Source organism: Pseudonocardia autotrophica, assembly GCF_003945385.1.
Classification (GTDB): Bacteria; Actinomycetota; Actinomycetes; order Mycobacteriales; family Pseudonocardiaceae; genus Pseudonocardia; species Pseudonocardia autotrophica.
Map to the genome: position 1 here is coordinate 1,397,129 of NZ_AP018920.1, position 26,960 is coordinate 1,424,088.

At 73.6% G+C, this 26,960-nt stretch carries 28 protein-coding genes; 10 read left to right on the plus strand and 18 right to left on the minus strand.

Annotated elements, in window-relative coordinates; translation table 11 throughout:
• Positions 1-2: 2 nt before the first annotated feature.
• The 12 genes from Pdca_RS06805 to Pdca_RS06860 all read right to left on the minus strand — a co-directional run bounded on the left by Pdca_RS06805 (position 3) and on the right by Pdca_RS06860 (position 11,601).
• Complete coding sequence (locus Pdca_RS06805; RefSeq protein WP_085913997.1) at positions 3-305, minus strand: DUF485 domain-containing protein; 303 nt, start codon at positions 303-305, stop codon at positions 3-5.
• A 166-nt stretch (positions 306-471) separates the two neighbouring features.
• Positions 472-1,632: an outer membrane protein assembly factor BamB family protein gene (locus tag Pdca_RS06810; protein WP_158092212.1), complete on the minus strand. Its 1,161-nt coding sequence runs from the start codon at positions 1,630-1,632 to the stop codon at positions 472-474.
• Positions 1,633-1,717: 85 nt separating this feature from the next.
• A complete protein-coding gene (locus tag Pdca_RS06815; RefSeq protein WP_085913999.1) occupies positions 1,718-2,233 on the minus strand; it encodes a hypothetical protein in 516 nt (171 codons plus the stop codon).
• 27 nt (positions 2,234-2,260) lie between these two features.
• Complete coding sequence (locus tag Pdca_RS06820) at positions 2,261-3,163, minus strand: alpha/beta fold hydrolase (protein ID WP_232021444.1); 903 nt, start codon at positions 3,161-3,163, stop codon at positions 2,261-2,263.
• The gene (locus Pdca_RS06825; RefSeq protein ID WP_085914000.1) at positions 3,160-3,813 is read right to left on the minus strand and encodes an isochorismatase family protein; all 654 of its coding nucleotides are present in this window, start codon (positions 3,811-3,813) and stop codon (positions 3,160-3,162) included. The genes Pdca_RS06820 and Pdca_RS06825 overlap by 4 nt, the downstream gene beginning before the upstream one ends.
• Positions 3,810-4,358, minus strand: coding sequence for a (2Fe-2S)-binding protein (locus Pdca_RS06830; RefSeq protein ID WP_085914001.1), 549 nt, complete (start codon positions 4,356-4,358; stop codon positions 3,810-3,812). The genes Pdca_RS06825 and Pdca_RS06830 overlap by 4 nt, the downstream gene beginning before the upstream one ends.
• Positions 4,355-6,709 (minus strand): xanthine dehydrogenase family protein molybdopterin-binding subunit, encoded by a 2,355-nt coding sequence (locus tag Pdca_RS06835; protein ID WP_085914002.1) that lies wholly within the window; start codon positions 6,707-6,709, stop codon positions 4,355-4,357. The genes Pdca_RS06830 and Pdca_RS06835 overlap by 4 nt, the downstream gene beginning before the upstream one ends.
• Positions 6,702-7,487 (minus strand): FAD binding domain-containing protein, encoded by a 786-nt coding sequence (locus tag Pdca_RS06840; RefSeq protein WP_085914003.1) that lies wholly within the window; start codon positions 7,485-7,487, stop codon positions 6,702-6,704. Before Pdca_RS06840 ends, Pdca_RS06835 begins: the two co-directional genes overlap by 8 nt.
• Positions 7,484-8,908 (minus strand): MFS transporter, encoded by a 1,425-nt coding sequence (locus Pdca_RS06845; RefSeq protein ID WP_085914004.1) that lies wholly within the window; start codon positions 8,906-8,908, stop codon positions 7,484-7,486. The genes Pdca_RS06840 and Pdca_RS06845 overlap by 4 nt, the downstream gene beginning before the upstream one ends.
• 12 nt (positions 8,909-8,920) lie before the next feature.
• Positions 8,921-10,189 carry an FAD-dependent monooxygenase gene (locus Pdca_RS06850; RefSeq protein WP_085914005.1) on the minus strand — a complete coding sequence of 423 codons (1,269 nt, stop codon included), beginning with the start codon at positions 10,187-10,189 and terminating at the stop codon, positions 8,921-8,923.
• Between the two features lie 140 nt (positions 10,190-10,329).
• On the minus strand, positions 10,330-10,854 hold the full coding sequence (locus Pdca_RS06855) for a MarR family winged helix-turn-helix transcriptional regulator (protein ID WP_373865522.1): 525 nt from the start codon (positions 10,852-10,854) through the stop codon (positions 10,330-10,332).
• 153 nt (positions 10,855-11,007) lie between these two features.
• Positions 11,008-11,601, minus strand: a complete 594-nt coding sequence (locus Pdca_RS06860; RefSeq protein ID WP_085914006.1) for a TetR/AcrR family transcriptional regulator — start codon at positions 11,599-11,601, stop codon at positions 11,008-11,010.
• Between the two features lie 186 nt (positions 11,602-11,787).
• Here Pdca_RS06860 and Pdca_RS06865 point away from each other — a divergent pair, with 186 nt between their 5' ends.
• Positions 11,788-12,753 (plus strand): SDR family NAD(P)-dependent oxidoreductase, encoded by a 966-nt coding sequence (locus Pdca_RS06865; RefSeq protein WP_085914007.1) that lies wholly within the window; start codon positions 11,788-11,790, stop codon positions 12,751-12,753.
• An 88-nt stretch (positions 12,754-12,841) separates the two neighbouring features.
• Here Pdca_RS06865 and Pdca_RS06870 read toward each other — a convergent pair whose 3' ends face one another.
• The gene (locus Pdca_RS06870) at positions 12,842-14,512 is read right to left on the minus strand and encodes a glycoside hydrolase family 13 protein (protein WP_085914008.1); all 1,671 of its coding nucleotides are present in this window, start codon (positions 14,510-14,512) and stop codon (positions 12,842-12,844) included.
• Between the two features lie 90 nt (positions 14,513-14,602).
• On the opposite strand from Pdca_RS06870, the gene Pdca_RS06875 reads away from it, so the two are divergent.
• The gene (locus tag Pdca_RS06875; RefSeq protein WP_158092213.1) at positions 14,603-15,607 is read left to right on the plus strand and encodes a LacI family DNA-binding transcriptional regulator; all 1,005 of its coding nucleotides are present in this window, start codon (positions 14,603-14,605) and stop codon (positions 15,605-15,607) included.
• A gap of 8 nt (positions 15,608-15,615) precedes the next feature.
• On the opposite strand, the gene Pdca_RS06880 is transcribed toward Pdca_RS06875, so the two are convergent.
• On the minus strand, positions 15,616-16,743 hold the full coding sequence (locus tag Pdca_RS06880; protein ID WP_197719941.1) for a DUF418 domain-containing protein: 1,128 nt from the start codon (positions 16,741-16,743) through the stop codon (positions 15,616-15,618).
• Positions 16,744-16,820: 77 nt separating this feature from the next.
• Here Pdca_RS06880 and Pdca_RS06885 point away from each other — a divergent pair, with 77 nt between their 5' ends.
• The 4 genes from Pdca_RS06885 to Pdca_RS06900 all read left to right on the plus strand — a co-directional run bounded on the left by Pdca_RS06885 (position 16,821) and on the right by Pdca_RS06900 (position 18,600).
• Positions 16,821-17,402 carry a TetR/AcrR family transcriptional regulator gene (locus Pdca_RS06885; RefSeq protein WP_085914009.1) on the plus strand — a complete coding sequence of 194 codons (582 nt, stop codon included), beginning with the start codon at positions 16,821-16,823 and terminating at the stop codon, positions 17,400-17,402.
• Between the two features lie 131 nt (positions 17,403-17,533).
• Positions 17,534-17,746 carry a hypothetical protein gene (locus tag Pdca_RS06890; protein WP_085914010.1) on the plus strand — a complete coding sequence of 71 codons (213 nt, stop codon included), beginning with the start codon at positions 17,534-17,536 and terminating at the stop codon, positions 17,744-17,746.
• A 94-nt stretch (positions 17,747-17,840) separates the two neighbouring features.
• A complete protein-coding gene (locus tag Pdca_RS06895; RefSeq protein WP_085914011.1) occupies positions 17,841-18,113 on the plus strand; it encodes a cupin domain-containing protein in 273 nt (90 codons plus the stop codon).
• 61 nt (positions 18,114-18,174) lie between these two features.
• Positions 18,175-18,600: an META domain-containing protein gene (locus Pdca_RS06900; protein ID WP_125911287.1), complete on the plus strand. Its 426-nt coding sequence runs from the start codon at positions 18,175-18,177 to the stop codon at positions 18,598-18,600.
• A 28-nt stretch (positions 18,601-18,628) separates the two neighbouring features.
• On the opposite strand, the gene Pdca_RS06905 is transcribed toward Pdca_RS06900, so the two are convergent.
• Together Pdca_RS06905 and Pdca_RS06910 are read right to left on the minus strand one after the other, a co-directional pair.
• Positions 18,629-19,405: an alpha/beta hydrolase gene (locus Pdca_RS06905; protein ID WP_085914013.1), complete on the minus strand. Its 777-nt coding sequence runs from the start codon at positions 19,403-19,405 to the stop codon at positions 18,629-18,631.
• Positions 19,405-20,460, minus strand: coding sequence for an alpha/beta hydrolase (locus Pdca_RS06910; RefSeq protein WP_085914014.1), 1,056 nt, complete (start codon positions 20,458-20,460; stop codon positions 19,405-19,407). The genes Pdca_RS06905 and Pdca_RS06910 overlap by 1 nt, the downstream gene beginning before the upstream one ends.
• 231 nt (positions 20,461-20,691) lie before the next feature.
• Between Pdca_RS06910 and Pdca_RS06915 the strand changes: the two genes are divergently transcribed.
• The 3 genes from Pdca_RS06915 (at position 20,692) to Pdca_RS37465 (ending at position 23,246) form a co-directional block, all read left to right on the plus strand.
• Positions 20,692-22,191, plus strand: a complete 1,500-nt coding sequence (locus Pdca_RS06915; RefSeq protein ID WP_232021445.1) for an alpha/beta hydrolase — start codon at positions 20,692-20,694, stop codon at positions 22,189-22,191.
• Between the two features lie 105 nt (positions 22,192-22,296).
• On the plus strand, positions 22,297-22,923 hold the full coding sequence (locus Pdca_RS06920) for a hypothetical protein (RefSeq protein ID WP_085914015.1): 627 nt from the start codon (positions 22,297-22,299) through the stop codon (positions 22,921-22,923).
• A gap of 200 nt (positions 22,924-23,123) precedes the next feature.
• Complete coding sequence (locus Pdca_RS37465; protein ID WP_269462845.1) at positions 23,124-23,246, plus strand: hypothetical protein; 123 nt, start codon at positions 23,124-23,126, stop codon at positions 23,244-23,246.
• A 28-nt stretch (positions 23,247-23,274) separates the two neighbouring features.
• On the opposite strand, the gene Pdca_RS06930 is transcribed toward Pdca_RS37465, so the two are convergent.
• Entirely contained in the window at positions 23,275-24,204 is a 930-nt protein-coding gene (locus tag Pdca_RS06930) for an alpha/beta fold hydrolase (RefSeq protein WP_158092214.1), read from the minus strand.
• Between the two features lie 1,047 nt (positions 24,205-25,251).
• Between Pdca_RS06930 and Pdca_RS06935 the strand changes: the two genes are divergently transcribed.
• Positions 25,252-25,530, plus strand: a complete 279-nt coding sequence (locus tag Pdca_RS06935; RefSeq protein ID WP_085914017.1) for a hypothetical protein — start codon at positions 25,252-25,254, stop codon at positions 25,528-25,530.
• Positions 25,531-25,545: 15 nt separating this feature from the next.
• Here the strand turns inward: Pdca_RS06935 and boxB are convergent, their stop codons facing one another.
• Positions 25,546-26,958 (minus strand): benzoyl-CoA 2,3-epoxidase subunit BoxB, encoded by a 1,413-nt coding sequence (boxB, locus tag Pdca_RS06940; RefSeq protein ID WP_085914018.1) that lies wholly within the window; start codon positions 26,956-26,958, stop codon positions 25,546-25,548.
• Between the last annotated feature and the right edge of the window lie 2 nt (positions 26,959-26,960).

Sequence of the window (26,960 nt, forward strand, 5' to 3'; positions counted from 1 at the left end):
GGTCACCGGTGGGCTCCCTCGAGGCGCTCACGGATCTCGTCGGCGAGCGGGTCGAGCCGGCGGTCGGCGTAGCGCACGTACGCGGCGGTGATCGCGAAGGTCGACACGAACTGGCCGATGGCCAGCACGATCACCAGGGTCAGGTCGCCGAGCACCGGCATGGCGAGCAGCTCGGGCGCCCAGGCGTTCAGACCGATGAACAGGAAGAACCAACCCAGGAACCCGACGGTGGCGGGCAGCAGGAAGCGCATCTGGCGCGAGCGGAGCTCCGCGAACTCGGGGCTCTCGGCCGCCGCGGTCCACACATCGTGCCGGGCGGCGTCCCCTCCGGGCTGCGGCGATCCGGTGACGAAGGGGGGAGGCGGCGTCGTTGCCGGAGGGCTTTTCACACTCTCCGTAACGAAGTAGGGCGATTTGGGTTACGAGATGTACATGATCCGGACCTCGCTTGCCGTAGTCGCCGAGGCCGGGCTAGCGGGTCGTGTAGCCGATCAGGTCGTCCCCGAGCCGTAGCAGCACCCGCCCGTCCGGAGCGACGGCCAACTCCCGGAGCCCGGGGACCCCGGTCCGGACCGGGGTGCCGGACCCGGTGCGGGAGTCCAGGCGCACCAGCTCGTGCCGGCCGGCCGCCCACACGGTCCCGCCGTCGGCGACCAGGATCTGCTGGGCGCGCCCGGCCACCGACCCGGCCGCTCCCTCCCAGAGGATCCGCCCGGTGTGCAGGTCGATCCCGCGCAGACTGTCGCGGCCGTCGTCGTCGGCGTAGTCGTTGGTGACGACGACGTCGCCCGCCGACACCGTTCCCGGCAGCTCCCCGCGCCCACGCAGTGGTACCGCCCAGCGGGGTGTCCCGGTGGGGGCGTCGAGGGCGACCAGCTCGTCGTCGCGCTCCACCAGGGCCGTCCGCCCGGCCGCCGTGACGACCCGCTCCCCGCCGGTGCCCGGCGCCGGGGCGCCGTCCGCCGCGCGGTGGAAGACGCCGGCACCGGTCAGCACTCCGCCGTCCATCCCGTGCAGCGCACCGCCACCACCCGGGACGGACCAGAGCGGTGTGCCGTCGCGCAGGCCGACCGCGGCGACGGTCGGGCCGTCGACGTCGTCGGTCCAGGCGGTGACGGCGGCGTCCCCGGTGATCGCCAGCGGGATCCACCCGCCGGGGGCGACGAACCCACCCGGTACCGCGACCTCACCGAGGCTGCGGCAGAACCGGTCCGCACCGGTGCGGACGTCCAGGCCGAACACCCGGGCACCCTCGTGCAGGGTGGCACCGGCCAGCCGGTCGCCGGCGAGCGCGAGCCGGATACCCGAACCCGGGACGGCGACGCTCCACCGGGGCCGGGGGTCACCACGCGGGTGGCCGGACACCAGCGCGCCACCGCCGTCGCGGACCGAGACGATCACGTCGATGTCCGCGGCGGACAGGACCTGGTGGACCCGCGGAACACCGAACGCCGGGCCGGGGTACAGCTCCCACGACGACAGGTCCGGGGCGGATCCGGCCGCGGAGACGGTCGCCGATGGAGCGACGTCCAGGGTGTCCTCGAGCGAGCAGCCCGGGCGGGTCAGCACGACCGCGACCAGCGTCGCGGCGACGACCACGGCGACCGCTGCCGCGACCAGGAGTCGGTTCACCCCGCAGATCCTGCCGGACCGCTCCGCGGAGCGGTCCCGAACGACGGTGATCCGGGCAGGACGGCGGGACGGTCGGACGCCGGGCTCAGCAGACCGGGGGGTCCGCGCTGACCGCCGGCCGGAGGCCGGTGACGGTGATCCGCTGCCCACATCCCGCCGCGTCGGTGACGCCGACGACGACCGGGTCCTGCGTGGCGACGAACCGGACGTCGCGCGGGGGCGGGCCGCCGACCGTCCACACCGGGGTCTCCCTGGCGAACGGACCGTCGCCGGCGTGCAGCCGGATCGACGAGGTGTGCCCGTCGCCCGCCCAGGTGCGGACGTCGAGGACGGTCAGCCGCAGCGCGCTCCCGGGCGGGCCGTGCACCTCGGCGAGCGGCACCCGCTCCGGCGTGATCAGGGAGCCCAGCCAGCAGAGCCCGAGCCAGGGCGCGAGCGCGAGCATCCCGGCGGCGACGGCCGCCACCCGGCCGCCCCGCCTGCGCAATCGCCACCCGGGGAGCACGGTGAGCAGGACGATCGCGACCCCGACGGTGACGGCGCGGACGGTGCCGAGGTGCCGCAGCGGGACCGGCCCGTCGAGCGCGATCCCGGCCACCACGACGGCGGCCGCCGCGTGGCCCGCGGCTCAGCGCACGAGCGGCTCCAGCGCGGTGCGCAGCAGCGCGCACGCCTCGGCGGTGTTGTCCCAGAAGATCATGTGTCCGGCGTCGGGAACCCGCACCAGCTCGGCGCGTGGGTTGGCGGCGGCGATCTCCGCGGCACCGTCGGCGGTCACCACCGGCGAGTCCGCGCCGTAGAGCACGGTGCACGGTGCGGGCACCGACGGCCAGGCGTCGAAGAAGTCCTCGTTCTCGAACCCGGCGTGGGTGGCCCGCAGCGCCGCCTCGTCGCAGGACGACAGCCAGCGCGCCCGCAGCTCCTGTTCGGCCCGCGGCCAGCGCGGCCACGCCCGGGCGACCTCGTCGGCGTCGGTGCCGCGGACGGCCTCGGCGTACTGGCGCAGGAACGCCTCCAGGCTGGTCGGGTACGGACCCCGGCCCGGCCCGGACAGCGGCGGATCGACCAGCACGGTCCCGCGCAGCGGGCGGCGCAGCGAGGTGGTGGCGGCGATCCGGGCACCCATCGAGTGTCCGAGCAGCACCGGCTCGGAGCCCAGGTCCAGCTCGGACAGCACGGCGAGGGTGTCGGAGGCGTAGTCGTCGAGCGTCCAGGAGCTGCCGGAGTCGGACAGCCCGCGGCCGCGGACGTCGAGCACCAGTGGACGGCAGAGGTCGTTCAGCTCGCGCGCGACGAAGTCCATCGTGATCGCCGGGCTGGTGATGCCGGGCAGGATCAGCACCGGGGTGCCGGTGCCCTCGTAGTCGAGCACGTGCAGCCGCAGGTCGCCGTTGTGGACCCAGCGGGACACGGCCTGCACGTCGGCGAGATCGGCCAGCGCGTCCTGCCGGACCTGACGGCCGGTGCCGGAAGGGCTGGTGCCGGGGCTGGTCCCGGGGGTGGTCACGGTGCTGGTCACGGGGGTGCTCACGCGATTCCCTTCAGGTAGCCGAGGGCGTCGTCGAGGTCGATCACGTCGCCGTACTTGGCCTGGATGTCGAACAGGTTCGCCTCGTGCGGACCGGCCGCGCGGTCGCCCGCGCAGTCACGCGGCACCAGCACGGTGAAACCGGACTGGACGGCGTCGACCACGGTGGCGCGCACGCAGCCACTGGTCGTCGCGCCGCAGACCAGCACGGTGTCCACCCGGGCCGCGGTGAGGAACGAGGCGAGGCCGGTGTCGAAGAACGCCGAGGCGCCCTTCTTGGTGATCAGGTTGTCGGACGGGTCCACCGGCAGCCGGGTGTCCAGGGCGACGGCGGCCGAGCCCTCGGCGAGCCCGCGCAGGCCGGGCGCCTTCGCCGGCCACGGCAGCGTGTCGAGCTCGGCCGGGTTGTAGGCGACCGTCGTCCAGACGACCGGGACACCGGCCGGGCGGGCCGCCTCGACCAGCGTCGAGGTCGCCGCGACGACGTCGGTCAGGTCGGCGCCGGTGGGGTAGGCCGGATCGGTGAACCCGGCACTCAGGTCCACCACGACGATCGCGGGCCGCTCGCCGCGGCGGACGCGGCCGCCGAACCCGGCGCGCTCATAGGTCGCGTCGGTCTCCTGGCCGTGCAGTCCGGTGTCGTGCGTACTCATGTGGTGCTCCCAGAATCGGGTCGGGTGGCGGCGGTGGCCGGCACCGTGTCCAGTGCGGCCTGCAGAGCGGCGCGGCGGCGGGACGCGCAGTCGTCGACCGCGTCGACGATGGTCTCGTAGCCGGTACAGCGGCACAGGTTCGAGGCGACGACCTCGCGGATCTCGTCGCGGCTCGCGTCCGGCTCCTCGGCCAGGTAGCCCTCGGCGAGCATCAGGAACCCGGGCGTGCAGAACCCGCACTGCAGTCCGTGGTGCTCACCGAAGCAGCGCTGCAGGTCCGACAGCTCGCCGTCGGGTCCGGCGAGCGACTCGACGGTGCGGATCGCGGCGTTCTCCACCTGGGCGGCGAACAGCAGGCAGGCCCGCGCCGGTGCGCCGTCGACGAGCACCGTGCAGGCCCCGCAGATGCCGTGCTCGCAGCCGAGGTGGGTGCCGGTCAGCCCCAGGTCGTGGCGCAGCACGTCGGCCAGCGTGCGCCGGGGCGGGATCGCCAGGTCGTGGCGCTCCCCGTTGACGGTCAGCTCGACCAGCTGCACGTCGGTCACGATGCCTCCCGGTTCAGTGCGGCGTACAGGTCCGCCCGCGCCAGCGGGGTGGAGTCGAGCTCGACCCCGGTGCCGCGCAGCGCGTCGTTCACCGCGTTGAGTACGGCGGCCGGGGCGCCGATCGTGCCGCCCTCACCGGCGCCCTTCGCCCCGTTCGCGGTGAACGCGCAGGGCGTCTCCAGGTGCTCGATCCGCACGTCCGGGATCTCGGCGGCGGTCGGCACCTTGTACTCCATGAAGCTGGGGGCCAGCGGCTGGCCGAGCTCGTCGTAGGTGACCTGCTCGAACAGCGCGCCCGCGATGCCCTGTGCGATGCCGCCGCGGGCCTGGCCCTCGACGACCCGCGGGTGGATCGCGACGCCGCAGTCCTCCACACAGACGTAGCGCAGGATCTCGACGCCGCCGGTGCCCGGATCGAGCGCGACGACGCAGCCGTGGGTGGCGTTGGAGAACGTGCCGTCGCCGCCCACGTCGAAGCTCGCGGTGGCCGTGAGGCCGGGGCCGACGTCCTTGGGCAGCAGGTGCGCCCGCAGGTAGGCGACGTCGGCGAGCTCGGTGAAGGGGAGCGTGCGGTCCCCGGCGCGGACACCGCCGTCGCCGTCCAGCTCGCAGGAGTCGACGTCCACCCCGGCCAGGTGCGCGGCGAGCGCCCGCAGCTGGTCACCGAGCTTCACCGCGGCGGCCGCCGCGGCGGACCCGCCGATCGTCACCGAGCGGGACGCGAAGGAGCCCCAGCCGTAGGTGATCCGGTCGGTGTCGCCCTGCACGATCTTGACCTTGTCGTAGCCGATGCCGAGCCGGTCGGCGACGATCTGGGCGAACGTCGTCTCGTGGCTCTGGCCGTGCGACAGCGTGCCGGTGGTGACGCTGACCGTGCCGTCGAGGTCCATCGTGATCTGCGAGATGTCGAAGCCGGGGACGACCTGCATCTTCCGCTGGGCGAACGCGCCGGAGCCGTAGCCGGTCCGCTCGGAGAAGCAGGCGTAACCGATGCCGAGGACACGGCCGTCGTCCAGGGCGCGACCCGGCCAGCCCTCCTCGCGCAGCACCCGCTCGCACAGGTCGAGCGACTCCAGGTAGGAGCCGGGATCGTAGGTGACGTTGTTGATCCCGCGGTAGGGGAACTCGGTGATCAGGTTGCGGCGCCGGACGTCCAGCGCGTCCAGCCCGAGCTCGCGGGCGGCGCGCTCCATCAGCCGCTCCATCACCATCACGTACTGCGGCCGGGACACCCCGCGGTACGGCGCGGTGGGCGCCTTGTTCGTGGTGACGGCGCGCCCGCGGACCCGGTAGGCGGGCACCCGGTAGACGCTCGGCATCTCGGCCGAGGCCATCAGCGGCTCGATGCCCGCGGTGAACGGGTAGCAGGAGTAGGCGCCCATGTCGCAGACGATGTCGGCGTCCAGCGCCAGGATCTCGCCGTCGCCGCTGAACGCGGCCCGGGCGGTGTAGTGCTGCTCGCGGGCCAGGAAGCCCGCGGTCAGCGCCTCCCGCCGGTCCTCGATCCACTTGACCGGGCGGCGCAGCAGCCGGGCGGCGGCCGCGGCCGCGATCTCCTCCCGGCCGACGACGCACTTCTGCCCGAACCCGCCGCCCATGTCCGGCACGGTGACCCGGACCTGGCGCTCGTCGAGCCCCGCGCACCGGGCCAGCACGGTGCGGACCTGGTGCGGGACCTGGGTGCAGGTGCGCACGATCAGCTGCTCGTCGCGGTCGTCCCAGTCGGCGACGACGCCGCGGGTCTCCAGCGGGAGCGCGTTCTGGCGCCCGGTCCTCGCCTCCACGGTGACGACGGTGTGCGCCTCGCCGAAGATGCCGTCGATGCCCTCGGTGGCGAACAGCGACACGTCGACGAGCACGTTCCCCGGTGCCTCGTCGTGCACCGGCGGGCCGGCCGCGGCCAGCGCGGCGGCCTCGGTGACGACCGGCGTGAGCGGCTCGAGCTCGACCAGCGCGGCCTCCACCCCGTCCTCGGCGGCGTACGGGTCGGTGGCGAGCACGATCGCGACCGGCTCACCGGCGAACCGGACCCGGTCCCGGGCTAGCACCGGCATCGCGGTCGGCGCGAACTCCTCCGCCGGCCGGTCGAGCAGCGCGGTGATGTCGCCGAGACCGAGATCGGCGGCGTCGAACGCGGCGACGACACCCGGCACCTGCCGGGCCTCGGTCAGATCGACCGAGGTGAGCAGAGCATGGGCCTCGGTGCTGCGGACGAACGCGGCGTGCAGCATCCGGGGCAGCGTGATGTCGTCGACGAAGCGTCCCCGCCCGGTGAGCAGTCGCGGGTCCTCGCGGCGCGGGACGGACGCACCGACCCAGGCCCCGTCGCGGCGCAGGCTCGGCTCACCCATCAGTGGCCTCCGAACGGGCACGGCCGACCAGGGTCCGGACCAGACCCCGGCGGTAGGACGCCGGGGCGCCGGGCTCGTCGCGCAGGTCGAGATCGTCGGCGATCTCCTCCGGCGAGCCGGCGTCGGGAACCAGCACCGGGACCGTCCCGACGCCGCCGAGCACGACCGATCCGGTGTCGAGGTCGGCACCGGCGGCGACGACCGCGAAGTCGCCCCGCCGGTCGGCGTACTCGGTCAGCGCCGCGCGCGGCGCCGGCCGGGGGAACACGATCTCCACGATCACCTCATCGGGGTCCAACGCGGTGGTGAAGGGCCCGAGGAAGAACTCCCCGGCGGCGATCTCCCGCCGCCCGCCCGGTCCCTCGGCGACGACCACCGCGTCCAGCAGTACCGCCAGCAGGCACCACTCGGCGGTCGCGTCGGCGTGCGCGATCGAGCCGCCGACCGTGCCGCGGGTGCGGATCGGCAGGTGCCCGACCCAGCGCATCGTCTCCGACAGCACCCGGAAGTCCGGCCCGAGATCGGCCTTCTCGACCGCCCGGTGGGTGGTGAGCGCGCCGATCCGCAGGGCGTCCCCGTCGCGGCGGATGCCGGCCAGGCCCGGGACGTGGGTGATGTCGACCAGGTGCCCGGGCCGGGCCATCCGGAAGTTCATCATCGCGACCAGGCTCTGCCCGCCGGCGAGCACCTTGGGCTCGGCGTCGGCCAGCTCGTCGAGCAGGCTCACCGCGTCGCGCACCGAGGACGCCCGGTGGTAGGTGAACGCGGCGGGCTTCACCTCTTCTCCACCGCCTCGTCGCTGACCGTGCCGCCGCCGGCCGGGTGGTCGACCTGCTGCTCGGTACCGGTGATCCGGTCGAGCTCCATGCCCTTGGTCTCCGGCGCACAGAGCGCCATGAAGATCACCGCGGCGACGACCAGCAGGGCCATCACGGTGAAGGTCAGCGGCAGGCCGAGCACCGGCCAGAGCAGCGTGCCGAAGATCAGCGGGACGAACCCGGTGACCGCCCGGCTCGACGACGACGCCCAGCCGAAGCCGGAGGCGCGCAGCTCCGTCGGGTACAGCTCGGAGACGTAGGCGTACATCACCGGGATGACGACGAGCGCGAAGAAGCCGAACACCGCGATCGTCGCGATCGACGCCGCTGCCGACTCCATGACCAGCGAGAACAGGACCAGCGAGAACGCGGCCAGCGGTGCCGCGACCCCGATCACCCACTTGCGTCCGACCCGCTCGACCAGCAGCACCGAGGTGATGACGCCCAGGATGCCGACTGCGTTCATGATCGTCGTGGAGGCGAAGGCGGCCACCTCGTCCATACCCTGCGAGCGCAGGATCGAGGGCATCCAGGACAGCGCGGCGTAGTAGACGACCATCACCGAGATGAACAGCGACCAGGCGACACCGGTGATCCGCGGCGAGAACGCCCAGACCATCTTGAGCTGCTCACCGATCGCGGAGAGGCCCTTCTTGCCCGAGGTCGTCGCCTCGGGTGCGGCGGCGGTGATGACGTAGGGCTCGGGCGTCGCGCCGGTGCGGGCGACCATGTCGTCGATGACCTCGCGGGCCTCGGCCTCACGGCCGGTGCGGGCCAGGTAGATCGGCGACTCGGGCACGCCGCGGCGGACCCAGAACAGCAGCAGCGCGGGGAGCACCATCAGGGCGAGCATCCAGCGCCAGTTGCCCTCGACCGGGACGAGCAGGGTGGCGGACACGCCGGCCATCGTCGCGCCGATCGGCCACCAGCCGTCCATCGCGGACAGGATCTTTCCGCGCAGCTTTCTCGGTGAGAACTCGCTGACGATCGCGTAGTCCACCGGGATGCATCCGCCGAGGCCGAGGCCTGCGATGAAGCGCAGCAGCAGGAAGATCTCCCAGTTGGGGGAGAGCGCGCCGAGCACGGAGAACAGCGCGAAGATCAGCAAGGTGATGCTGAAGACCTTCTTGCGGCCCATCCGGTCGGCGATCGTGCCGAACGCGACGGCGCCGATCGCCATGCCGATCAGGTTGGCGGTGGCGACCAGCCCGCGCTGACCGGTGGACAGCCCGAACTCGAGTCCGAGCAGCGGGGTGAGGAAGCCGTTGAGAGCGACGTCCCAGGCATCGAACATGTAGCCGAGGCCGCCGATGATGAAGATCTTGCCCTGGACTCTCCACCGCCAGGGCAGGTCCTGGACGACCTGGTCTCCGGTACGCATCGTGAGTGCTCCTTAGCGGGCGAACTGGTAGGTGATGGCCTCGTTGTCGGGGTCGTGCAGGGGGGAGCCGCGCCACAGCCAGTCGTACGACACGTCCGACTCCCCGTCGAAGCGGCGGAGCTTGTCGTCGCGCTCGCGCTGCTCCGGGCCGTCCGGAAGGTGGTAGAACGCCATGTTCTGCAGCGAGGCGTCCTGCACCATCCCGGCGTGTTTCGCCCGCCGGTGGACGTAGCGTGCCAGCGCGCCGTCGACGCCGGTCGGCCCGGCCGCGCCGATCTCCTCGGCCAGCACGGCGGCGTCCTCCATCGCCTGCGAGGCGCCCTGGGCCTGGTAGGGGAGCATCGCGTGGCAGGCGTCGCCGAGCAGGGCCACCCGGCCGTCGATCCAGACCGGGTCGCGCCGGCGCCGGTAGAGCGCGAACGCGGCCACGTCGTCCTTGGCCTTGGACAGCATCGCGGGCACCCGGTCGTCCCAGTCGTCGAAGGCTTCGACCATCTCCTGCGCCGACGCCGGTGCCGTCCAGTCGCGCTCGACCTGGTCGGTGCACGGGACGATGGCGACCACGTTGAGGTACTCGCCGTTGCGGATGACGTAGTGCACCAGGTGCTTGTCCGGGCCGTACCAGATCGTCGAGTGGTAGCGGTCGACGAGGAAGCGGGTCGCCGGGTCGGCGGCGATCAGATCGCCGGGGATCAGCGCCCGGTAGGCCATCTCACCGGAGAAGGTCAGCGTGTCGTCGAAGCCGGCCAGGTCGCGGACCGCGGAGCGGATGCCGTCGGCACCGACCAGGACGTCGCCGGCGAACCGGTCACCGCTGCCGGTGACCGCGACCGGGCGGTCCGGGTCGGCGCGGTCCAGTTCGATCACCTTCGCGTCGGTGTGCACCTCGACGACCGGGCCCGGTCCCTCGGGGTGCAGACAGGCGTCGAGCAGGATCCGGTGCAGGTCGGCGCGGTGGTAGTGCCAGTAGGGGGCGCCGTAGCTCTCGAGCACCGACCGGCCCAGCGGGAGCTGGGCGATGATGCTGCCGTCGGCCCACCGGCGGCGGACCTGGTCCTGCGGCGCGGTGTGGATCCGCTCCATCTCGCCGCGCAGGCCCAGCCCGATCAGCACCCGGCTCGCGTTCGGCGCGGTCTGGATGCCGGCGCCGACCTCGCCGAGCTGTGGCGCGGCCTCCAGGACGGTGACGCGGCAGCCCTGTTGGCGTAAGGCCAGCGCGGCGGTCAGGCCGCCGAGGCCGCCGCCGACGACCGTGATCTGCAGGGACTGGCTCGGTGCCACCGCTACCTCCTCGGATCCATGTGATGCAGCCCGCATCGGGAACTAATCCGAGCACGTACTATCCGGATACGCAAGAGTTTGCGGAGGAGTGAATCGGACGGAAACCAAGGTTGATCTCCCGTTCACACGGGAGGGCCGGGTCAGGAGCGGTCGTCGAGCAGAGGTCGCTCGGCGACCGCCTCCCAGTGTGCGCCGAGCGTGTTGAGCAGCACGGCGATCTCCCGGCGGCGCTCCTCGGGGACCGCTGTGAGGAGCTCCTCGTCCAGCCGGCGGGTCCGCCGGGTCACCTCGGCCAGCGCCGCGGCGCCGTCGTCGGTGAGCGAGAGCAGCTTGCGCCGGGCGTCGTAGGGGGACTCGGTCCGGGAGATCAGTCCGCGGCGCTCCAGGCGCCGGCACACGTCGGCCATCGTCGAGGTGTCCAGCGCGACCGCACCGGCCAGTGAACTCTGGTCGGAGTCGGGATAGGCGCGGACCGCGGAGAGCACGGCGAACTGTGGACCGGTGAGGACGCCGTCGACGTGCCGGTTCCAGGCGGCCAGGTACGCCTGGTACATCCGCCGCGAGCCGTACCCGGGGGCGGTGACCAGATCGGGGGGCGGGGCGGCGGGCGGTGTGGCGGGCCTCGATCCGCGGCTGCTGGTGCTCGACGGCAGCGTGTCACCCACTGATTCCTCCGACGTCGATCCGGACCCGGCGTCCGGACGTGCTGCCCTGATGTTACGTGTCCGGACGATCACGCCGGGTGTCGCGTTCGTCGCCACCCGCGCGCCGCCGACGTCGAGCGGCTCCCGGTGCGGCCGGGTCCGGGGCGGCGCGGGTCAGTGCGTGCGCAGTCCGTCCACCAGCAGGTCCAGCAGGCGTCCGGCCTGGGCCCGGCCCTGCGGGTCGGCGATCGCCATGCAGATCCCGCTGGTGCCGACGAGCACGTCGGCTGCGTCGACGTCGGAACGCAGGGTGCCGTCGGCCACACCGGCCTGCTGCAGCGAGCGCACGGCCTCGACCATCCGCTCCCGGCTCTGCGCGAACGGGTTCCGCCCGCACGCGACGAGCGTGTGCAGCGAGTCCGCGAGGTGCTTCTTGGTGATGACGTAGTCGACGAACCGGTCCATCCAGGCGCGCAGCGCCTGATCCGCCGGGAGCTCGGCGAGCAGCTCGGTGGCGGCCGCGCAGAGCCGGTCCAGCTCGTTGCGGTAGACGGCCTCGACCAGCGCGTCCCGGTTCGGGAAGTGCCGGTAGAGGGTGCCGATGCCGACCCCGGCCTCCTTCGCGATGCCGTCGAGTGTGGTGGCCGGGCCGCCCGAGCTCTCCGCGGCGAACGCCCGGACCGCCGCGGCGAGCAGGAGCTCGCGGTTACGCGCGGCGTCCGCGCGCAGTGCGGTACGGGTTCCGGATCGTCCGGTGCCGGTGGGCATGTCGTGCCTCCTCGAACGCGATCGGCTCCACGATACGGGTTGCGATCCGGAGGGTGCTCCGGATAAAGTTCCGAGTCATACGGAGGATCCTCCGTTTTATACACCCGGATCCGCCCCGGCGCACCGCCGCACCGCAGCTGCCCGTGCCGCCGTCCGAGAATCCGGTGCTCAGAAGGGATCAACGCCATGTCCGTCCGGCCCGTTTCCGACCGATCCCAGACCGTTCCGTCCCTGCTCACCCCCGCCCTGTCCGATCCTGATCTGTCCGATCCCGCGCGGACCGCGGCCGAGCTCCCGACCGCCGCCGAGCTGCTGGCCGGCGTCGACCTGACCGGCCGCCGTGCTGTCGTCACCGGCGCCGCCGCCGGCGTCGGTCTGGAGACCGCCCGTGCGCTCGCCGGCGCCGGCGCCGAGGTCACCCTCGCCGTGCGCGACGCTGACGCCGGTGCCGTGGCGCGGGCCGCGGTCGTTGCCGAGACCGGCAACGACCGCGTCGCGGTCGGTGTACTCGACCTCTCCGACCAGCGCTCCATCGCCCGCTTCGTCCGGCTCTGGGACGGCCCGCTGCACATGCTGGTGAACACCGCCGGTGTGTCGGCGATCCCGTTGTCCCGCACCGCCGAGGAGGAGTGGGAGCTGCACCTGGCCGTCAACCACCTCGGGCCGGCCGCGCTGAGCTCGGGCCTGCACTGGGCGCTGGCGGCCGTCGACGGTGCCCGGGTCGTCAACCTGTCGTCCGGCGCGCACCTCGACGCGCCGTTCGACCTGGAGGACCCGCACTTCATGTCCACCCGCTACGACAGTGCGCTGGCGCTCGGCCGGTCCCGGACCGCCGCCGTGCTGCACGCGGTCGAGGCGACGCGCCGCTGGTCCGGCGACGGGATCGCGGTGAACGCGGTGGCACCCGCCGCGAACCGGTCGACCCCGCAGCAGGGTGCCGCGACGGTCGTGCTGGCCGCCGCGTCGCCGCTGGCCGCCGGGGTCAGCGGGCGCTACTTCGAGGATGTCGCCGAGGCCGGTCCGGCGGACCCGCGAACCGGTCGCGGGGTCGCGGCGCACGCACTGGACCCGGTCGTGGCCCGGCGGGTCTGGCGCTGGACCGAGCGCACGCTGCGCGAGACCTGGTTCTCCGGCCTGCCGGTGGTGGCCTGAGCGCTCGTGCGCGGGGATCACGATTCCCGCGCACGAGCGAGGGCCCCGCGTTCCCGGGGGCACGACCTCGCGGTCGCGCCCCGTGGGATCAGGACCGGAGCCAGACCGTGGTGTCGGCCGGAACCTCACCGCGCACGGTGAGCGGGCCGCTGGCCAGCATCACCTCGGCGTCCTCGGGCAGTGACACCGGTGCCGACGACACGTTCACCAGTGCGGTGAAGCCGCCGTCGCCCTCGTCGGAGACCCGGCTCAGCGCGAGCGTGCCCTCCGGGGAGTCCTGCCAGATCAGCTCGCCCCCACCCAGTGCCGGGTGCGCGCGGCGCAGTACCAGCGCATCCCGGTAGAGGTGCAGCACCGAGTCCGGATCGGCCTCCTGGACGTCCGCGGCGTGCCGGGCGAAGACCTCCGGCTGCGGGAGCCAGGCGGGACCGCCGAACCCGTGCCACGGCTCGCCGGCGGCCCAGGGGAGGGGCACCCGGCAGCCGTCCCGGCCGCGCAGGGTGTGCCCGGACAGCTCCCAGGTCGGGTCGTCGAGCCGGTCGACCGGGATGTCCTCCACCTCGGGCAGGCCGAACTCCTCGCCCTGGTAGAGGTAGGCGGTGCCGGGCAGCGCGAGCATCAGCAGGGTCGCCGCGCGGGACCGGCGCAGGCCGAGCGCGGGATCGGCGGGCAGGTCGAGCACGTCGTCGAGGTTCCAGCCGCGACCGGCCTCTGGCTTGCGTGAGAGCCGGTTCGGGTGCCGGCAGACGTCGTGATTGGACAGCACCCAGGTGGCCGGCGCGCCGACGGCCGAGTTCTCGGCGATCGCGTCGTCGATGTTGGACCGCAGGTCGTCGGCCAGCCAGGCCGCGGTGAGGAAGTTGAACGAGAACGCGGTCTGCAGCTCGTCCGGCCGCAGGTAGCGGGCCAGCCGCTCCGGATCCGGCACCCACGCCTCGGCGACGAACACCCGCGGCGGGTCGTAGGAGTCGCCGATCCGCCGCCAGGACCGGAAGATCTCGTGCACCCCGTCCCGGTCGAGGTAGGGGTGGCCGCCGTCCTGGGCGTCGTTGACGCCCGCCACGAGATCGGGCAACCCGGGCTGCTTGACCATCGCGTTGGCGACGTCGACCCGGAACCCGTCGATGCCGCGGTCGAACCAGAACCGCAGGGTCGCCTCGAAGTCCGCGCGCACCTCGGGGTGCTCCCAGTTCACGTCCGGCTGCCGGACGTCGAACAGGTGCAGGTACCACTGCTCCGGCGTTCCGTCGGGAGAGACCACCCGCTCCCACGCGGGCCCGCCGAACATCGACTTCCAGTTGTTGGGCGGGAGCTCGCCGCCCTCGCCGAGGCCGTCCCGGAAGTGGTAACGCTCCCGCTCGGGCGAGCCGGGGCCGGCGGCGAGCGCCTGCCGGAACCACACGTGATCATCGGAGTGGTGGTTCGGGACGATGTCGAGCAGCACCTTGATGCCGTGCCCGTGCGCCTCGGCGATCAGCGCCTCGGCCTGCGCGGTGTCCCCGAACATCGGGTTGATCGCGCGGTAGTCGGCCACGTCGTAGCCGCCGTCGGCGAGTGGTGACGGGTACCAGGGGTTGATCCAGATCGCGTCGACGCCGAGCCGGGCCAGGTGGTCGAGCTTGCTGCGCAGGCCGGCGATGTCACCGGTGCCGTCGCCGTTCCCGTCGGCGAAGCTGCGGATGTAGACCTGGTAGACGACGGCGTGGCGCCACCAGTCGGCCGTCGGTGTGCCGCTGCGGGCTGGGTCGTGGGCGGTCATGCCTCTCCCCGGGTCGGAAGTGTGTGTCGCGGTGTTTCATACTGTTCCACGCTGTTGCAACATCTGTCGAGGGGAGCGCAGACTGACCCGGTGAGCGACGATCGGGTAGGGCTGCGCGAGGTGTCGCGCCCGGCCGGGGTCCGCCGGATCGCCGAGCTCGCCGGGGTGTCCCCGGCCACCGTCTCGCGCGCGCTGCGCGAGGGCACCCCGGTGTCCGCGGGCACCCGCGAGCGGGTCCGGCGGGCGGCCCTCGCGGTCGGCTACACGCTCCCGGTCCGGTCCCTCACGGTCGCCGTGCTGGCCCGATTCCCCACCCGGTGGTTCTTCGCCGAGGCGGTCGCCGGGGTCGAGGCCGTGCTGTCCGCCGACGGGCACGTCACCCAGCTGCACAACGTGGGCGACCCGGTGAGCCGGACGCACTTCTTCGACACGCTGCCGGTGCGCGGCCGGGTGGACGGGCTGATCCTCGTCGCCTCCGCGCTCGACGACACCGAACGGCCCGCGCTGGAGGATCTCGGCCTGCCCGTCACCGTGGTCGGCGGCGACATGCCGGGCCGGTTCCGGGTCGGTGTCGACGACCGGGCGGGCGCCCGGGCCGCCGTCCGGCACCTGGCCGGGCTGGGGCACGAGGGCGTCGCGCTGGTGTCGTTCGACCCGTCCGACGCGGGTGGCCGCAGCACCGCGCGGGACCGCCGCGACGGCTGGGCCGACGCGCTCGGCGAGTCGGCGGCCGCGCCCGGGCCGGTGTTCGAGGTCGGCGCCGACGTCGCGGCCGGCGAGACGGCAGCCGGACGGCTGCTGTCGCTGCCGCGGCTGCCGACCGCGGTGTTCGCGATGTCCGACGAGGCGGCGCTCGGGGTGGTCCGGACGCTGCGCCGGGCCGGTGTCGACGTGCCGGGGCGGGTGTCGGTGATCGGGTTCGACGACCACGAGATGGCCGCCGTCGCCGATCTCACGACGATCGCGCAGCCGGTCCGCCGCCAGGGCGAGCTGGCCGCACGGGCGCTGCTCGCCACGATCGCCGGGGAGTCCCCGGCCGACGTCGAGCTGCCGACCCGGCTGGTCGTGCGGGGGACGACGGCGCCGCCGCGCTGAGCGGTGCGTCAGCGGGCGGCCGGCTCCACCAGCCTGCGCAGCAGCGCCTCCGCGGGGCCTGGACGGTCCGCCCGGGCGGCGAGTGCGGCGACGCCGACGGTGATCCCCCACACCCCCAGTCCGATCGCCGCCGCACCGGCCGGGCCGACCGTGCCGCCGAGATCGAACAGATAGGGCTCGAACAGCAACAGCCAGGCCACCGACTGTGCGAGGTAGCAGCTCATGGAGCGCCTGCCGCAGGCGACGAGCGCACCCGTCACAGCGGTGCGCCGGCGGCCGGCCAGGTGCGCGGCGAGCAGCCCGATCGCTGCCGCGTAGCCGAGCCCACCGGCGTAGCCGGTGAGGGTGTGCAGAGTGCCTGCCGCGACCGCGGCGACGGTGTCGGGCGCCCAGAACCCGGTCGTCCGGGCGGCCTGGGGCAGCGCGCCGAGCAGTCCGAGCGCGATCCCGGTCACGGCGGTCCGCCGGAGCAGCAGGTGGTGGGCCGCCGGATCCTCCAGCAGCCTGCGGCGCGCGGCCCAGATCCCGATCAAGAACGGGCCGGCGGCCATCAGTGCGTTCAGCGGGGTCAGCACCGGGAGCACGGTCAGTCGCAGCAGCGCCGACGCCAGTGGATCGGTCGGGAGCTCGGCGCCGCCGGTCGGGTCGGGTAGCGCCAGAACGGTGCCGTAGGTCAGCGCGCCCATGGTCGCGGCGATCGTGGCGAGGATCAGCAGGCGCCGTCCGGTGGCGCGCAGCATCCCGGCCAGCAGCAGGGCGAGCAGGCCGTAGGAGGCGAGGATGTCACCGGTGAACAGCAGGACGGTGTGTGCGACCCCGAACGCCACGAGCCACCAGCCGCGCCGGCGCAGCACCCGGCGGGCCCCATCCGGGCCGAGCCGGTCCTCCCTGGTTCGCAGGATCTGGACGAGGCCGTAGCCGAACAGGGCGGCGAACATCGGATAGGCGCGGCTGTCGACGAGCAGGGTGAGCGCGGCCTGGGCGGCCGTGTCCACCACCGACGCCGTACCCGGGAGCGGTGCGAGCACGCGTCCGGTGAGCAGTTGGGAGTGGGCGAGCGCGATCAGCGCGAGCATCAGCCCGCGGGCCAGGTCGGGCGCGAGCGCTCGCTCGCGGAGGGTCGGGGCGGTAGGCACGAGCGGCTCCCTATAAGATACGAACGCGTAGCTAAAGCAGATTAAGATACGATTCCGTATCTAACAAGGGGGTCCGGGTGGCGGCACGCACGCGTCGCCGTGGCGACGAGCTGATCGCGGCGCTGTACGAGTCGGTTCTCGCCGAGTTCGACGAGGTCGGACTCGGCCGGCTGACGATGGAGGGAGTGGCTCGGCGGGCCGGGACGGCCAAGACCACCCTCTACCGCCGCTGGCCGACCCCCGAGGCGCTGCTGGTGGAGGCCATCGGTGCCGCCTATCCCGTGGAGGAGCCGTCGCCGGCCGCCGACGACCTGCGCGGCGACCTGATCCGTGCGCTGGAGCTCCTGCTGGAGTGGGCGCGCCATCCCAGCGCCCGTGCCGTGCAGGCGATCCTCGCCGACCGGCGGCGGGCTCCCGAGCTCGCGGCCGGGCTGCAGGAGGTCTTCGACGCCTCCGGCCGCCGGTTCACCGCGACCGTGCTGCACCACTACGCGCGGCTCGGGCAGCTCGATCCAGCCCTGCTGACCCCGGTCGTCGAGGACATCGGCGAGGCGCTGGTGTTCAAGCACGGGCTCGACACGGGGGAGGAGCCCGATCGGGGCCGCCTCGCGGAGATCGTCGACCAGGCGATCCTGCCCGCCGTCGGGCTCGGCCGATGAGCTGAACCGTCGGGGATCGCGGCGCATCGTGACCGTCGCGGGGTTCCGGCGCATCGTCACCGCCGGGGTTCCGGCGCACCATCACTGTCGGGGGTTCGTGGTTCCCTGTCGGGTGAGCCGGGAGGTGGGCCGTGGTCAGGGTCGAGGGGCACTGGCGGAACCGGAGCTGGGTGCGCACGCACTACCGGCATCCGCTGCGGCCGGAGGCCGAGCAGACGGTGCTGGTCTTCCCGCGGGCCCGGCCGGTGCGACTGGACCCCTCGGCGCACGGCGGGCCGTTCCCGTCGTCGCCGGTCGACGAGGTGCCGGTGCCGCGGTTGCCCTCGCCCCGGCCGCCTTCCTGAGCCCGGCCGTACCCCTGAGCCCCGGCCGCCCTCCTGCGCCCCGACCGCCTTCCTGAGCCGCGGCCCCTTGCGCCGCGGGGGCAGGATGGGCCGCGTGCCACGACTGATCGAGACCGCGAGCCGGGTCACCGCCGCCGGGACTCCGCCGAAGACCATCGACGAGTACACCCTCGTCCTGCGCGGGGAGCTGCGGGTCGAGCACTCCGGCGGTGAGCTGACCGTCCCCGCGGGCAGCGCCGTGCACACCGCGCCGGGGGAGTGGGTGCGCTACAGCTCGCCGGGCCCCGAGGGCGCCGAGTACGTGGCGGTCTGCCTGCCCGCCTTCGAGATCGGTGCGGCGCGGCGGGACCCGGACCGACAGACCTGAGGGTGACAACGGGCGTTCCGGCGCGGTAGGTGTGGAGCCGGACGAACGGGAGGTACCGCCGATGACGAGCCGGATACTGCTGGGGGTCGCGCTGGTCGCGGTGCTGGCCCTGCTCGGCTGCGCGAACACGCCCGCGAGTGCCGCGGGCCCCGGTGACGGTGGGCCGCGCCCGGCCACGGCCGCCGACCTGATCGGCGGGCACTGGTACCCGGCCGACGGCACCGCGCAGGGACGCGCGTTCGCCGAGTTCGCCGCGGACGGGAGCTGGACCGGATCCGACGGCTGCAACGGCCAGAGCGGCACCTGGGCGCTCGAGGACGACGGCGCCTTCACCGGCGCCGCCGGAATGAGCACCATGATCGGCTGTGAGAACGTCCCGGTCGCGTTCTGGATCGACGACGCCGTCCTGGCCGAGATCGACGACGGCGACCTGGTCCTGCACGACGCGGCGGGGGACCCGGTCCGCCTGGTCCGCGAGTTGGCATGATCGGCGGCGGTACCCGGTCCGGGCGTGGTCAGCGGGCGAGCGGGAGCCAGTCCAGGACGTCCCGGATCCGGGCGTCCCAGTAGGCCCAGTCGTGGCCGCCGGGGCCGTCGTGGCCGGTGACGTCGAGCCCGGCGGCGCGGGCGCTCGCGGTGAACCGCATCGACTGCTCGTGCAGCGGGTCGCCGGTGCCGGCGCAGACGAACAGCGGCGGCACCGCGGCCGGGTCGGCCCGCTCCAGCAGCGCGAACAGGTCGGCGTCGGTGCCGGCGACCGGTTCGTCGCCGAGGATCCGCTCCCAGATCCGCGGGTCCTCCTCGCGGGGCGGTCCCTGGGCGAGGGCACGGATGTCGAGCGCCCCGGACAGCGACGCCGCCGCCGCGAACCGCCCCGGCTCGCGCAGCGCCCAGCCGAGGGCGCCGTAGCCGCCCATCGACAATCCGGCGACGAACGTCTGCGCCGGGTCGCCGGACACCCGGAAGAACCGGGCGACCAGCTCGGGCAGCTCGGTGCACACCCAGGTCCGGTACCGGCCGCCGTAGGCCTGGTCGAGATAGAAGCTGCGGTGCACCTGCGGCATGACGACGGCCAGCCCCAGTTCGTCGGCGTACCGCTCGATCGCCGTGTAGCGGGTCCAGGCGGTGTCGTCGTCGGACAGCCCGTGCAGCAGGTAGAGCACCGGCGGCGGCGCGTCCAGGTCCCGAACACCGGCCCCGATCCGGGTCCGGGACGGCTGCGGCAGCAGCACGGTCACCGAGGTGGCGAGGCCGAGCGAGTCGGCGACGACGTCGCAGCGCAGCCGCGCCATCAGCGGACCGCGGCCAGGAACTCGCGGAGCACCCGGGTCCAGCGGGGCTCGGCGTCGAACAGCGGCCCGTGCCCGGACCCGTCGAACCATTCGGTCCGGACGTCGCCGCCCGCGCCGGCGTAGCGCTCCAGCACCGTCCGGATCTGGGTGACCATCTGCTGCGGCGGGAACTCCTCGGCGCCCGGCCAGCCGGGGAGCAGCCCGGCCTGCCCGAGCGTCCCGGTCTCCAGCATCGAGCCGTCGGCGACGATCAGGTCGTCGGTGCCGTGCGTCCACAGCACCGGTGGCTTCGGGTCGAGACCGACGATGCCGTCCCACCGCAGGTACTTCGGCGACAGTGCGTTGAGCAGGCCGGAATCGCCGGGGGCGAAGCCCGGCCAGTGCGCCGAGCCGACCGCCGAACCGGGGTAGCCGCCGTCGCCGATGGTGGTCAGCAGGATCTCGTCGACCAGCAGGTCCTCGCGTTCCGGGGACAGCCGGAACGAGGGCGACCAGTACGTCCGGCGCAGCACGTTCCGGATCGAGAACGGGCTGTCCGCCGAGGTGTCCCGCTCGCGCAGCCGCTGCACGAACTCCGGGTTCGCGCCGCCCGCACCGGAGCCGGCGCCGTCGGGATGCACCGGGGTGCCGTCGTCGCGGACGCCGCCGTAGCCGTACGGCCCGACCGGATCGAGCAGCGTGAGCGACGCCGCCGGGTGGGCCACTGCGAACCGGGCGATCGCGCCGCCGCCGGTGGACCAGCCCACCAGGTGCGGGGGAGCCGTGATGCCGAGGGCCCGCAGCAGGGCGGCGCTGTCGTCGGCCCAGTCGTCGAGCCCGCGGGTGGCGTCCAGCGGGGCGGCCTCACTGCGGCCGAACGAGCGCATGTCCGGCGCGAGCACCCGGAACCCGTCCTCGGCGAGCGCCGGCATCACGTGCTCGTAGAACCGGCCGGTCGACAGGTTGCCGTGCACCAGTACCAGCGGGGCGCCGTCGGCCGGGCCGGCCTCCAGCAGATGGATCCGGATCCGGTCGGTCGGTACGTCGCGCGCACGCACGCCGGGCAGCAGGTCCACGCCGGGGATCCTCGCGGCGCCCGTGCGGCGGGGTCAAGGAGACGGGATCCACCCACCCCCCGACCGGGCCTCCCGGGATGGGCGATGCACACCCGTCGCCCGTTCCGGGAACGTTCGTTACGCCTTTCGCGTCCCTCCACCGCGTGACCGTTGTGGATCAGTGGTTGCAGATGGCAACGTCCTCGCCCGACGTCGGGGGGCGGGCGCGAGCCCGGGAGCGGGGGACCACACGTGCGCAGGACGATCGTCATCCCCGTCGTCGGCGCGGTGCTCGCCGCCGCGGTCCTCACCGGCGCGGCGGCCCCGGGCGAGGCGCAGGAGTCACCGTCGATCGCGTGGGGGCCGTGCGCGTCGCCGCCGCTGCAGCAGGCCGGGGCCGAGTGCGGGTTCCTGCCGGTCCCGCTCGACCACGCCGATCCCGGTGGCGAGCAGATCGAGATCGCCGTCTCCCGGGTCCGGCACACCGTCCCGGACGCGCAGTACCAGGGCGTCATGCTGGTCAACCCGGGCGGCCCCGGTGGCCCCGGTCTCGGGCTGAGCCGGCTCGGCGGCGCGGTCCCGAGCAACGCGGGGGCCGCCTACGACTGGATCGGCTTCGACCCGCGCGGCGTCGGCACCAGCAGGCCGGCGCTGAGCTGCGACCCCGGCTACGGCGGCTACGACCGGCCCGCCCACCGCCCGGAGCACGGCGCCGAGGCCGCCTGGCTGCCCCGCACGAAGGCCTACGCGCAGGCATGCGCGGAGCGCGGTGGCCCGCTGCTGGAACACCTGCGCACCGAGGACACCGTGCGCGACATGGACCTGATCCGTGCCGCGCTGGGCGCCGACCGGATCAACTTCTACGGGTTCTCCTACGGCACGATGCTCGGCCAGGTCTACGCCACGACGTTCCCGGAGCGGGTCCGCCGGATGGTGCTCGACGGCGTCGTCGATCCACGGGCCTGGTGGTACCAGGCGAACCAGAACCAGAACGTCGCGTTCCAACGCAACATCGAGGTGTTCTTCGACTGGGTCGCGAAGAACGACGCGACCTACGGCCTCGGAGACTCCGGGGACGAGGTGGAAGCGCTCTACTACGAGATCGGCGACCGGCTGCGGGCCGAACCGGCGGGCGGGCTGATCGGCCAGGCCGAGTGGACCGACATCTTCCTCGCCGCCGGGTACAACGTCGGGGCCTACACCCGGGTCGCCGACGCCTTCGTGGCCGGCACCCGCGACGACGCCGCCGCCCTCAAGCAGGCCTACGACCAGGCCGGATCGCCGACCGACGACAACAACTACGCCGTCTACCTCGCCACCCAGTGCACCGACGCGCCGTTCCCGCCGGACTGGGCGACCTGGCAGGCCGACAACACCGCCACCGACGCCGTCGCGCCGTTCGAGACCTGGGGCAACGCCTGGTACAACGCGCCGTGCCTGGACTGGCCGGTGCCGCCGGGCCCGGCGCCGCAGGTGCGCGGAACCCTCGCCGAGGGGCCGCTGCTGATCTCCGAGACCTACGACGGCGCCACCCCCTACGAGGGCGCGCTGCAGGCCCGCCGGACCTTCCCCGGATCGTCGCTGGTCGAGGGGCTCGGCGGGCACACGCACTCGGCGTCGCTGTCCGGGGTGTCCTGTGTCGACGATGCGGTGGCGACCTACCTGGCGACCGGGGCACTGCCGGAGCGGACCGCGGGCGACGGCTCGGACGTGCAGTGCCCGGCGGTCCCGCCACCGGACCCGGGTAGCTGACCCACCGGCCGCCTCCCGGGGGAGGCGGCTCGGCGGGCCCGCGGCCGAGGCGGCGACCGCGTATCTCGGCGCGCGCGGCCCGGACACCTCCCGCATGCTCGAACGGTGCCGAGCGGTGGATCCGAGCTGCTGCCCGGCCTGGACCTCGTCGGTGACGTCCTGGTGCCGCTCGGGCTGCTGCTGACCGTCGTCACCACGGTGGCCACCGTGCACCGGCTCAAGGGCAAGCCGCGCCTGGCGTTGCTGGCTCCGCTCTCGGTGGTGTCGGTGATCGGGATCGCCGGCATCGCACGGGTGGCGAAACCGAGCTCGCCGTGGGCCCGCTGGCGCTACTCGCCCGACCGGATGGCGCAGGCCCGGATCCGGTTCGGCGCGGCGAGGACCGATGCGGTGCCCCGCCGGAACCCGCCGGCGACCGGCGGCTTCGTCACGGTGCTGATCGGGGTGCTCGCCGGGGTCGGGTTCGGCGCGGTGACCTCGCTGGCCGGCGGCGTGATCATCGGGCACGCGCTGCTCGCCTCGGCCGGGCGGGCGGCGTCGTGCCGGGTGTGCGGCTGGGTGGTCGCGATCGCCGCGGTGGGCCAGCTGGTGGCCGTGGTCGTCGTGCTGCCCGGGCTCGACGCGCTCCCCGGGGTGGTGACGACGCTGGTCACCGGTGCCGGGGTGTTGTTGCTGCGGCGGCCCGCCGCGGTGCAGGATCCGCCCGGCTCCGGGGATCCGCTCCCGCGGTAGGCGTCGCCTTCGGACGTCCCGCCCCTGTCGGCGTGCCGTCATGGGACCGTGGTTCCGGCCGATCACTGTGGAGGCGGCATGTCCCGAGCGATCACGGTGACCGGAACCCGGGTCGTTCCCTCCGGGCCCGGCCGGCCGGTGTCGTCGAACTGGGCGCCCGACGGCCGGGGACGGACGCCTTCCACGCCCGGAACCGGTGGATGGTCGACCGCAGCGACTTCGTGATCGGCTTTCCCCGGGGCGACGATCCGCAGAGCGGGACCCGGTACACGCTCGGCCACGCCGCCCGTCTCGGGCTGCCGCACCTGGTGCTGCCGGTATGAGCCCGGACGACGTGGCCGACGAGCTCGCTCACACCCCGACCGCGCTCCGAGCCGGCGAGTGGTGAGGTCGGTCGATCGTGTGCGTGGCGCCCGCGGCGACCACCCCGGGCGCCGTCGCTCCGTCTCCGGAGGGCTGCCGGTCACCTGCCGGCCCGGAGCGCGGTGAGCGACCGGTGCTCGCCCCATCGCCCAGCCGGCGGCTCACCATGACGTGCACCGCGTCCGGCTGTTCGTAGGGCAGCAGCGCGCCGGCCCCCGGGACGACGACGACCGTGGCGCCCAGCGCCCACCGGGCCGGCTGGGCCAGGCGACCGTCGCCGAAGAAGGGATCGTGCTCCCCGATGCCCACGGTGACCGGCGTGCCGTGCCAGCGCCGCGCGAGCTCCGGGTGCGGTGGCGGGGTGCTGCTCAGCGCGACGTGCCTGCCGACCGTCGCCAGCCAGTCGACCAGCGCCTCGGGCGGCACGAACGCCGGGCCGCCGAGCCGGCTCAGCAGTCGCCGGGCGGTCCGCCGCACGGGGACGGCCCGCCAGCCCAGCGTTGCGGTGAGCAGCCGCGCGCGGAGCGCGGGCCGGGCCAGCCCGTGCGGATTGAGCAGGATCATCCCGCGTACCCGGGGGGTCGGCCGGGCGGCGAGTGCCACGGCGGCTCCGAACCCGTGGGCCAGCACCGTGATGCCACCGGGTGCGTCGGGGGCGAGCTCGGTGAGCAGGTCGTCGAACCAGCTGCCGTAGTCCCGCAGCCGGTCGGTGTTGGGGCGCCCGCCCGAGCCGAGCCCCGCTTCACCGGGCGGGTCGACGGCGATCACCCGGTACTCGGTGGCGAGGCGCTCGAGCAGGTCGGTCAGGCTCGCGGCGCAGCCGTGCCGTCCGCCGAGGACGACGACGGTCGGAGCGTCGGCCGGGCCGGCGACGACCAGGTGCCCGCGGCGGTAGTCGTACGGAGGGTCGTCGTGCACCGACCGTTGGTGGTGCGGTACCGCCCAGCTCCGGAGGCGGCGCTCGCACCACTGCCGGACGGCAGCGTCACCTGCGTCGCTTCGATAGATCCACATCGTGCTTCACGGCCGTTCGTCGTCGGGATGGGGAGTCGTGGCGCGGGGGCGCCCGGGACCGGGGTGGGGATCACCCGGCGGCGCACCACCGCGGTCCACGGGTACGTCCGGCGGCGCAGGCCCAGGCCCCGCTGCCACACCGGACGCGTGTCGAGGGCCCACAGCATCCATCTGCCGTCGTCGCGCCGCAGCAGTCCCACGTCGGCGACCCGGTGCGGCGGATCGACCGGCGCCCCGGTCAGCACGTCGGCGTGCAGGACCGTCCGGTGCAGCCACCGGTCCGGTGGCGCGGCAGCGGGTGACAGGGGTCCGGTGGTGCTCAGGAGCGGGCCGCGGTGCCGGAACCGGAGCCGATCGGCCGGCATCACCTCGGGGCCGGCAGTGGCGTCGAACCGGACCGCGGAGACCACCGGCCCACCGGGACCGTCGGTCACACCGATGTCTCGCAGGAGGCCCCGTCGGCGGCCGTCCGGCCCGAGCAGGGCACGCCCGAGAAGGGTGCCCAGCCACAGCAGGTCGCTTTTCCGGGGACGGCCACCTCGGAGAACCTCGCGCACGTCGTCCACGACATTCTTCTTTCCTGTCGCCGATTTCCTGGCCCACCGAGCCTAGTTCAGTGCAACGCAATTATCGACATGCATGCACCGGGTGCGGGAAGCCGGAAACAACGGGGGCCGGCCGGTTGCCCGGAGTCGGCAGAAAGAGAATTTCGATACCCGATTCGGTACTGTGGCCTGCGCTACCTCGTGTTCCCGGTGGCTCGGGACTGGCAACACGAGTGTTCGACGGTCGGTTCGAGGCACGGTCGAGGCGGGCGGGGGCGCGGTTCCGCATTCGGCCGGCCGACCCCTCGGGGAGGAGTGGGTGTCAATGTCTGAAGCAGGTCGCGAAACAGTCCGTGAAATCGGCGCCGAAACCGACCCGGAAAGGCGCGCGGGGCGCGGAGGTGACGTGCCGGGCGGACTGGCCCGGCGGTATCGGGACCGGATGCTGGCGGCGGTGGCCGAGGTCGACGATCTCGACCTGTGGCGGATCGCCGAGAACGTCTCGTCGGTCGCCGAGGGCAACGCGCCGGTGCGCGTCACCCGCTACAGCGGTATCCACCACGGCGACACCAGCGAACGGGCACTGATCCGGCTGATGGCCGCGGTCACCGACCTGGCCACCCGGGAGCTGGCGGACCGGGCCGGGGGGCCGGGTGGGTCCCGGCGCCCCGCACGCCGGGGCTGAGCCGTTCCGGCCGGCTCAGGCGAAGTGCACGTACTCGTACTCGAAGGGCTTGCCGTTGATCCCGTTCGACGGTGGTGCGATCCAGCCGGCGATCTTCCCCGGCTCGTAGACCGGCCGCATCAGGTTCTGCACGTGTGCGCGGTCCCCGTCGGACGGCAGCCAGTCGTCGCGGCGGGCCTCCCACACGTCGGTCCCGACGAGATCGCCCTTCGGGGTCACGTGGTGCCCGGAGAACAGCCCGACCTCCCGGTTGAACCCGACGTGCGGGAGGTGGACGCGGTCGTCGAAGCCGTTGCGCTCGAGGATCTTGTTCCAGCGCTTGATCCCGGACTGGCAGTCCTTCACGTATTCGTTGCGCAGGTCCAGGTTCAGTGCCAGCAGGGCCGGGACGTCGTCGGTGATGATCGCGCCGTCGCGGACCTGCTCCATGCCGTAACCGTCATCGGTGAGCAGGTGGTCGTCGCGGCGGCGCTCCTCCTGCCAGCGGCCCTTGAGCCCGGCGGTGAAGTAGTTCGCGGCGTTCGTGGACTGTTCGGAGCCGAACAGGTCCAGCGACACCGAGTAGTGGAAGTTGATGTACTTCTGCAGCACGTTCAGCGGCACACCGCCGTGCGGGGCGATGTCGGCGGTGTCGTGGGAGCGCATCAGCTCGCAGGTCCGCTGGATGATGCGGTCGATGCCGGTGGTGCCCACGAACATGTGGTGGGCCTCCTCCTTGAGCATGAACTCGCACGTCCGCGACAGCGGATCGAAGGCGGACTCCTTCAGCGTGCCGAGCTGGTACTTGCCGTCCCGGTCGGTGAAGTAGGTGAACATGTAGAAGCTCAGCCAGTCCGGCGTCTCCTCGTTGAAGGCGCCGAGGATCCGGGGCGAGTCCAGGTCGCCGGAGTTGCGGTGCAGCAACGCCTCCGCCTCCTCCCGGCCGTTGCGGCCGAAGTAGGCGTGCAGCAGGTACACCATCGCCCAGAGGTGCCGGCCCTCCTCGACGTTGACCTGGAAGAGGTTGCGCAGGTCGTAGAGCGACGGCGCGGTCTCGCCGAGCCGGCGCTGCTGCTCCACCGAGGCTGGTTCGGTGTCACCCTGGATGACGATCAGCCGCTGCAGGTCGGCCCGGTACTCGCCGGGGACCTGCTGCCAGACCGGCTCGCCGCGGTTCTCGCCGAACGCGATCCGGCGGTCGTCGCCCCGCTCGGCCAGGAACACGCCCCAGCGGTACTCCTCCATCGCGACATGGCCGAACTGTGCCCAGCTCTCCTTGCCGACGTCGACGGCGGTGCGCAGGTAGACGTCCTGGGTGGGGACGGCCGGGCCCATCGTCTTCCACCAGTTGATGAAGTTCGGCTGCCACGACTCGAGCGCGCGCTGCAGCTTCCGGTCGCCGGCGAGATCGACGTTGTTCGGGATCTTCTCGGTGTAGTCGATGGACACTG